Annotated in this window: 7 protein-coding genes; 1 reads left to right on the forward strand and 6 read right to left on the reverse strand. The window is 57.7% G+C overall.

What is annotated here, in order from left to right:
* The 6 genes from PMI37_RS03125 to sdhC all read right to left on the reverse strand — a co-directional run.
* Nucleotides 1–302: biotin/lipoyl-containing protein (locus PMI37_RS03125; protein ID WP_008077938.1), on the reverse strand; the 302-nt coding region annotated here is incomplete at its 3' end.
* Nucleotides 303–344: 42 nt separating this feature from the next.
* On the reverse strand, nucleotides 345–3,176 hold the full coding sequence (locus tag PMI37_RS03130) for a 2-oxoglutarate dehydrogenase E1 component (RefSeq protein WP_008077940.1): 2,832 nt from the start codon (nucleotides 3,174–3,176) through the stop codon (nucleotides 345–347).
* A 251-nt stretch (nucleotides 3,177–3,427) separates the two neighbouring features.
* Complete coding sequence (locus PMI37_RS03135; protein ID WP_008077942.1) at nucleotides 3,428–4,132, reverse strand: succinate dehydrogenase iron-sulfur subunit; 705 nt, start codon at nucleotides 4,130–4,132, stop codon at nucleotides 3,428–3,430.
* 11 nt (nucleotides 4,133–4,143) lie between these two features.
* Entirely contained in the window at nucleotides 4,144–5,916 is a 1,773-nt protein-coding gene (gene sdhA, locus PMI37_RS03140; protein WP_008077944.1) for a succinate dehydrogenase flavoprotein subunit, read from the reverse strand.
* A 3-nt stretch (nucleotides 5,917–5,919) separates the two neighbouring features.
* A complete protein-coding gene (sdhD, locus tag PMI37_RS03145; protein ID WP_007977503.1) occupies nucleotides 5,920–6,288 on the reverse strand; it encodes a succinate dehydrogenase, hydrophobic membrane anchor protein in 369 nt (122 codons plus the stop codon).
* Complete coding sequence (sdhC, locus tag PMI37_RS03150) at nucleotides 6,282–6,656, reverse strand: succinate dehydrogenase, cytochrome b556 subunit (protein ID WP_045122948.1); 375 nt, start codon at nucleotides 6,654–6,656, stop codon at nucleotides 6,282–6,284. The genes sdhD and sdhC overlap by 7 nt, the downstream gene beginning before the upstream one ends.
* Before the next feature lie 362 nt (nucleotides 6,657–7,018).
* Here sdhC and gltA point away from each other — a divergent pair, with 362 nt between their 5' ends.
* Entirely contained in the window at nucleotides 7,019–8,308 is a 1,290-nt protein-coding gene (gltA, locus tag PMI37_RS03155) for a citrate synthase (protein WP_008077946.1), read from the forward strand.
* Nucleotides 8,309–8,465 lie beyond the last annotated feature (157 nt).

The raw sequence follows: 8,465 nt of genomic DNA on the forward strand, positions 1-8,465 counted from the left end.
CCAGCCGGTGCAGCGGCTGCAGCGGCCGGAGCAGCAGCGGCGGCTGGAGCAGCGGCAGCAGCGCCGCCCGCTTCGATGGAGCCCAGCACTTCGTCGGACAGAACGGTGTCGCCTTCGTTCTTGACGATTGCGCCCAGCACGCCGTCGGCGGTAGCCAGAACTTCCAGTACGACTTTGTCAGTTTCGATGTCGACGATCAGGTCGTCACGCTTGACGGCGTCGCCCGGTTGTTTGTGCCAGGTGGCAACGGTGCCATCGGCAACCGATTCCGGGAAAGTGGGGGCTTTGATCTCGATAGCCATTATCTGTAGTTCCTTAAATTCGGTTTCAGGTGCGCGAAGGCGTTAAATGGTAAACGCGTCTTGCAGGAGTTTTTCCTGCTGCTCGGCGTGCATCGATGCGTAACCACAAGCAGGTGCAGCAGAAGCCTCACGGCCCGCGTACTCAAGTACGAGAGACTTGTCGAGGTTCCCGATGCTGCGACGCAAGTGGTGTTGGCTGCAGTACCAGGCGCCCTGGTTCATCGGCTCTTCCTGACACCAAACGGCATTTTTGACGTTGGTGTACGGAGCCAGGACTTCTTTCAAGTCGTCCTCAGGGAATGGGTACAGCTGCTCGATACGCACGATGGCAATATCTTCACGGCCTTCGGCACGGCGTTTTTCCAGCAGGTCGTAGTAGACCTTGCCGCTACACAGAACCACACGCTCGACCTTTTTCGGGTCCAGAGTATCGATTTCCGGGATCACGGTCTGGAACGAACCTTCGGCCAGATCTTCCAGGGTCGAGATGGCCAGCTTGTGGCGCAGCAGCGACTTCGGCGTCAGCACGATCAACGGTTTGCGCAGCGGACGAATCACCTGACGACGCAGCAAGTGGTAGATCTGTGCTGGCGTGGTCGGTACCGCTACCTGAATGTTGTGCTCGGCGCACAGCTGCAGGTAACGCTCAAGACGTGCCGAGCTGTGCTCAGGGCCCTGACCTTCGTAACCGTGTGGCAGCAACATTGTCAGACCGCAGAGACGGCCCCACTTGTGCTCGCCGCTGGTGATGAACTGGTCGATCACGACCTGTGCGCCGTTGGCGAAGTCACCGAACTGGGCTTCCCAGATCACCAGCGCGTCTGGCGTGGTGGTCGAGTAACCGTATTCGAATGCCAGTACCGCTTCTTCCGACAGGAACGAGTCGTACAGGTCAAAGCGTGGCTGACCGTCGTACAAGTGCGCCAGCGGAATGTAGGTGCCCGCGTCTTTCTGGTTGTGCAGCACAGCGTGACGGTGCGAGAACGTACCGCGGCCGATGTCCTGACCAGTCATGCGAATCGGGTGACCTTCAAACGCCAGGGTCGCGTACGCCATGGTTTCGGCGTAACCCCAGTTGATCGGCAGGCCGCCGGCTTGCATTTTCTGACGGTCTTCGTAGATCTTCGCAACCTGACGCTGAACCACGAAGCCGTCCGGAATTTCCAGCAGCTTGGCGGACAGTTCTTGCAGGGTCTTCAGATCGAAACGCGTGTCGTGACGCGCAGTCCAGGCGTGGCCCAGATACGGACGCCAGTCGACGAACAACTCTTTGTTCGGCTCTTTGACCAGCGATTTCACTACGTGCAGACCGTTGTCCAGCGCGTTGCGGTATTCGTCGACTTTCGCCTGAACACGCTCTGCGTCGAGCACACCGCCCTGGGTCAGACGATCAGCGTACAGCTCACGGGTGGTGCGCTGTTTGGTGATCTGCTGATACATCAGAGGCTGGGTGCCGCTTGGCTCGTCAGCTTCGTTGTGGCCGCGACGACGGTAGCAGACCAGGTCGATCACCACGTCACGCTTGAACTGCATGCGGTAGTCGATAGCCAGCTGGGTCACGAACAACACGGCTTCCGGATCATCACCATTCACATGGAGGATCGGCGCCTGGATCATCTTCGCAACGTCGGTGGCGTACTCGGTGGAACGCGAGTCCAGCGGGTTGCTGATGGTGAAACCAACCTGGTTGTTGATCACGATGTGCACGGTACCGCCGGTCTTGAAACCGCGGGTCTGCGACATCTGGAAGGTTTCCATGACCACGCCCTGACCTGCGAAAGCAGCGTCACCGTGGATGGAGATCGGCAGAACCTTCTCACCGGTCGGGTCGTTACGACGATCCTGACGGGCGCGAACCGAACCTTCTACCACCGGGGAAACGATTTCCAGGTGGGACGGGTTGAACGCCATGGCCAGGTGAACTTCACCGCCGGCGGTCATCACGTTGGACGAGAAGCCCTGGTGATACTTAACGTCACCGGAACCCAGCTCGACCTTCTTCTTGCCTTCGAACTCGTCGAACAGCTCACGCGGGTTCTTGCCGAAGGTGTTGACCAGTACGTTCAGACGGCCACGGTGGGCCATGCCGATGACGACTTCCTTGGTGCCGTAGGAACCGGAACGCTGGATCAGTTCGTCGAGCATCGGAATCAGGCTTTCGCCGCCTTCCAGACCGAAACGCTTGGTGCCCGGGTATTTGGTGCCCAGGTATTTTTCCAGGCCTTCACCGGCAGTCACGCGCTCAAGCAGGTGGCTCTTGATGTCGGCGGAGTACGTCGGACGACCACGCACGCTTTCCAGACGCTGCTGGAACCACTGGCGCTGCTCGGAATCGGTGATGTGCGTAAATTCAGCGCCGATGGTGCGGCAATATGTCTGCTGCAACGCTTCGTGAATTTCGCGTAGGCTCGCTTCCTCTTTGCCGATGAACAGGTCGCCGGCACGGAAGGTCGTATCAAGATCGGCATTGGTCAAGCCGTAATGATTGATCGACAGGTCTGCAGGTGCAGGACGCTGCCACAGCCCCAGCGGGTCAAGCTGGGCTGCCTGGTGGCCACGCATACGGTAGGCCTGGATCAATCGCAGCACTTCAACTTGCTTCTTCTCGTGCTCACTGCTCACGCTGCCGGCGGAAACCGGTTGGGCGCGGCGCTGGTTCTTTGCCAGCAGCACGAAATGATCGCGAATTGTGGAGTGCGAAACATCAGTGGCAGAGTTGCCGTCGGCAGGCAACTTCTGAAAGTAGGTGCGCCACTCTTCTGGCACAGCGTTAGGGTCGTGCAGGTAGAGCTCATAAAGCTCTTCCACATAGGCAGCGTTTCCACCTGAAAGGTAGGCGCTGTTCCACATGCGCTGCATCACGCTTTCTTGCATGCTTGGTCACCCTCGGTTAGGGGAACACCATCGATGTCGACACCGAGCAAACTTGCAGAAGTCCGAATGCAGCGACTAAAACAAGCCACTTAGGATCACACTGATAGTCCGGGTACCAGCCCGGATGCCCCTGCTTGTCTCATTTCTTCAAAATAAGAGCGGCAGCTTGTGGCTACTGCTCTGGTTATAGCCATGACGCGGGTTGAAGCCCGCGCCACAGCCTCTACGGTACAGCGGTTACAGCAGCTGAATCACACGCCGCTCGAAAGCAGCATGTTACGGATGTGACCGATGGCCTTAGTCGGGTTCAGGCCTTTCGGACATACGTTGACGCAGTTCATGATGCCCCGGCAGCGGAAGACGCTGAACGGGTCATCGAGTGAAGCCAGACGCTCGTTGGTCTTGGTGTCACGGCTGTCTGCCAGGAAGCGATAAGCTTGCAGCAGTGCAGCTGGACCCAGGAACTTGTCCGGATTCCACCAGAAGGACGGGCAAGAGGTCGAGCAGCAAGCGCACAGGATGCACTCGTACAGACCGTCGAGCTTTTCGCGCTCTTCTGGCGACTGCAGACGCTCGATGGCCGGAGCCGGCGTGTCGTTCTGCAGGTAAGGCTTCACCTTTTCGTATTGCTTGTAGAAGATGCTCATATCGACGACCAGGTCACGGATAACCGGCAAACCTGGCAGTGGACGAACAACCAACTTGTTACCTTTGACAACGGCAGACAGCGGCGTGATGCACGCCAGACCGTTCTTGCCGTTGATGTTCATGCCGTCGGAACCGCAAACACCTTCACGGCAAGAGCGACGATAGGAGAAACCCTCGTCCTGCTCTTTGATCAGGGCCAGTACGTCCAGCACCATCAGATCTTTACCACCGGTATCGATCTGGAATTCCTGCATGAACGGCGCGGCGTCCTGATCAGGGTTGTAACGATAAACGCTGACTTGCAACATGGCGGCCACCCTTAATAAGTCCGAATCTTAGGTTCAAAAGTCGGAACAGTCTTCGGCGAGAAGTTCACGGCACGCTTGGTGACGCGCTTGTCACCCGGGAAGTACAGGGTGTGGCACAGCCAGTTTTCGTCGTCACGGTCTTCGAAGTCTTCACGGGCGTGAGCACCGCGCGACTCTTTGCGGACTTCAGCGGCGATGGCGGTAGCTTCAGCCACTTCCAGCAGGTTCTGCAGTTCCAGCGCTTCGATACGAGCAGTGTTGAACGCCTGCGACTTATCGTTGATTTTCACGTTGGCGATGCGGGTACGCAGGTCAGCAAGCTGAGCAATACCTTTTTGCATGTATTCGCCAGTACGGAATACACCGAAATAGTTCTGCATGCAGTTCTGCAGCTCGCGACGCAGGGTTGCCACGTCTTCACCGTCGGTACGGCTGTTCAGCGCGTTCAGACGCGACAGGGCAGCTTCGATGTCGGCTTCGGTAGCGTCGTCGTATTCGATGCCGTCGGTCAGCGCCTTTTCCAGGTGCAGGCCGGCAGCGCGGCCGAATACCACCAGGTCGAGCAACGAGTTGCCGCCCAGACGGTTGGCACCGTGAACCGATACGCAAGCCACTTCGCCTACAGCGAACAGGCCCGGGATGATCTTGTCGACGCCTTCAGCGTCCTGGGTGATCGCCTGACCATGAATGTTGGTGGCAACGCCGCCCATCATATAGTGGCAAGTCGGAACAACCGGAACCGGCGCAACAACCGGGTCAACGTGAGCGAAAGTCTTCGACAGTTCGCAGATGCCTGGCAGACGGCTGTGCAGTACTTCTTCGCCCAGGTGGTCGAGCTTGAGCAGTACGTGGTCGCCATTCGGGCCGCAACCGTTGCCAGCGATGATTTCTTTAACCATCGAGCGAGCAACCACGTCACGACCGGCAAGGTCTTTGGCGTTCGGAGCATAACGCTCCATGAAACGCTCGCCGTGCTTGTTGATCAGGTAACCACCTTCACCACGGCAACCTTCTGTAACCAGTACACCGGCGCCGGCGATGCCGGTCGGGTGGAACTGCCACATTTCGATGTCTTGTACCGGCACACCAGCACGCAGAGCCATGCCGACGCCGTCACCGGTGTTGATCAGGGCGTTGGTGGTGGACGCGTAGATACGACCTGCACCGCCGGTAGCCAATACGGTGGCTTTGGCGCGGATGTAGGTGGTTTCGCCGGTTTCGATGCAGATCGCGATCACACCGACGAAGTCGCCTTCCTGGTTTTTCACCAGATCGACAGCGTAGTACTCGTTCAGGAACGTGGTACCGGCTTTCAGGTTGCCCTGATAAAGGGTGTGCAGCAGCGCGTGACCGGTACGGTCGGAAGCGGCGCACGTACGGGCAGCCTGCCCGCCTTTGCCGTAGTCCTTGGACTGGCCACCGAACGGACGCTGGTAGATACGGCCCTGTTCGGTACGCGAGAACGGCATGCCCATGTGGTCCAGCTCATAAACAGCAGCCGGGCCTTCCTGACACATGTATTCGATAGCGTCCTGGTCACCGATGTAGTCGGAACCCTTGACGGTATCGTACATGTGCCAGCGCCAGTCATCGTTCGGGTCTGCGGACGCGATTGCGCAAGTGATGCCGCCCTGAGCGGAAACAGTGTGCGAACGGGTCGGGAAAACCTTGGTGATCACGGCAGTCTTGTGACCGCCCTGTGCCAGTTGCAGCGCAGCGCGCATGCCGGCACCGCCACCACCAATAATGATGGCGTCGAAAGAAATCGTTGGAATGTTAGCCATGAATCAGATACCCCAGAGAATCTGCACACCCCAGACGAAGTAAGCGAACATCGCGACGCCGCATACTGCCTGGAAAAGGAAACGTACTGCAGTCGCGGACTTGCCCAGCGCCATCGGCGTCAGGTAGTCGGTCGCGATGGTCCACATGCCGACCCAGGCGTGAGCGCCAAGGGCAACGAGGGCCAGCAGACTGAAGATACGCATCCCGTTGTGAGCGAACAGGCCGTGCCACTGGTCGTAGCCAATGCCCGGATTCGCTGCAAGGTATCCGATCAGGAAGATGAAATAAGCCGCGAGAACAACCGCAGACACACGTTGCGCCATCCAGTCATAGAGGCCCGAACGCGAAAGGTTCGTAACGCTGGTTACCATATCCAAACTCCTGCCAGAACGATCAGCACCACGGAAATGGCGATGATGATTTTCGAGCCCAGGCGGCCGCCTTCCAGCGTCTCACCGATGCCCATGTCCATGATCAAGTGGCGCACACCGGCTACCAAGTGATACAGCAGAGCGGACAGGAGGCCCCATGCTACGAACTTGGCCAGCGGGCTGGTCAAGCATGCCTTCACTTCGGCAAAACCTTCCTCGGAACCCAGGGATTTGCCCAATGCATAAAGCATGAAGCCAAGGCCCAGGAAGAGGATGATGCCGGAAACACGGTGAAGAAACGACGTAACGCCGGTGATGGGGAGTTTGATGGTCCTTAGGTCTAGGTTTACAGGTCGTTGGCTTTTCACGGCTTTTTTTTCACACTGAAGAGCCCCTAACAATCAGGGCAAAGTTGTTGGGGAGTGCACTGGTCAGGTAACCACCACCCAGGGATGCGACCCCCAATAAAGCAGGCCCAAAAGCCCTTGGCGGTCGGTGGCCGAGTATAGACAGTTAGGCTACTAATGACAACGCAATCACCTACCCCAAATAGCTGATTGCACAAGTCGAATAAAAGGCGTAAATGGCAGGCAATTTCGAGGAAAAAGTGCGCTTAAAGCCTTCTGGAGCAAGACTTTAGGCAAATTGACATTCGAATTTATCTCACTATAGTGGTGCGGGCCCTGCGTGGGGGGTCTGTCTGATGGTTCAAGCATAAATAGGAGGCCACATGGCTGACAAAAAAGCGCAGTTGATCATCGAGGGCGCAGCCCCCGTCGAGCTGCCCATTTTAACCGGCACCGTTGGTCCCGATGTAATCGATGTTCGGGGCCTGACGGCCACGGGCCGCTTCACTTTCGACCCTGGTTTCATGTCGACCGCTTCGTGCGAGTCGAAGATCACCTATATCGACGGCGACAACGGCATTCTGTTGCACCGCGGCTACCCGATCGAACAGCTGGCTGAAAAGTCGGACTACCTGGAAACCTGCTACCTGCTGCTCAACGGCGAATTGCCGACTGCAGAACAGAAGGCCCAGTTCGTCAGCACCGTGAAAAACCACACCATGGTTCACGAGCAGTTGAAAACCTTCTTCAACGGTTTCCGTCGCGACGCCCACCCGATGGCCGTCATGTGCGGTGTAGTCGGCGCCCTCTCGGCCTTCTACCACGACTCCCTGGACATCAATAACCCGCAGCATCGCGAAATCTCCGCGATCCGCCTGGTTGCCAAGATGCCGACCCTGGCAGCGATGGTTTACAAGTACTCCATGGGCCAACCCATGATGTACCCGCGCAACGACCTGACGTACGCGGAAAACTTCCTGCACATGATGTTCAACACCCCGTGCGAGATCAAACCGATCAGCCCGGTACTCGCCAAGGCCATGGACCGGATCTTCATCCTCCACGCCGACCACGAGCAGAACGCTTCGACCTCCACCGTGCGTCTGGCCGGCTCTTCGGGTGCAAACCCGTTCGCCTGTATCGCCGCCGGCATCGCCGCACTGTGGGGCCCTGCCCACGGCGGTGCGAACGAAGCCGTTCTGACCATGCTTGACGAGATTGGCGATGTGTCGAACATCGACAAGTTCATCGCCAAGGCCAAGGACAAGAACGATCCGTTCAAACTGATGGGCTTCGGTCACCGCGTTTACAAAAACCGCGATCCGCGTGCCACCGTGATGAAGCAGACCTGCGACGAAGTGTTGAAGGAACTGGGCATCAAGGACGACAAGCAACTCGAACTGGCCATGCGCCTGGAAGAGATCGCCCTGACCGATCCGTACTTCATCGAACGCTCGCTGTACCCGAACGTCGACTTCTACTCGGGGATTATCCTCAAGGCGATCGGCATTCCTACCAGCATGTTCACTGTGATCTTCGCCCTCGCACGTACTGTTGGCTGGATTTCGCACTGGAAAGAGATGCTCTCCAGCCCGTACAAGATTGGCCGTCCGCGCCAGTTGTATACCGGTTATGAGTCGCGTGATCTGACCAAGCTGGAAGACCGCAAATAAGACCTGTCTTGCGATAACGTCTTAAGTTGTACCGGGAACGGCCTCTATTTATATAGGGGCCGTTTTTGTTTGTTTGGGTTTGGGATTTGGGATTTGGGATTTGGGATTTGGGATTTGGGGGCATATCCGTTGTTGCGGGAGCTGCCACTGGCGGGTT

The sequence above is a fragment of the Pseudomonas sp. GM80 genome, assembly GCF_000282515.1.
Lineage (GTDB): Bacteria > Pseudomonadota > Gammaproteobacteria > Pseudomonadales > Pseudomonadaceae > Aquipseudomonas.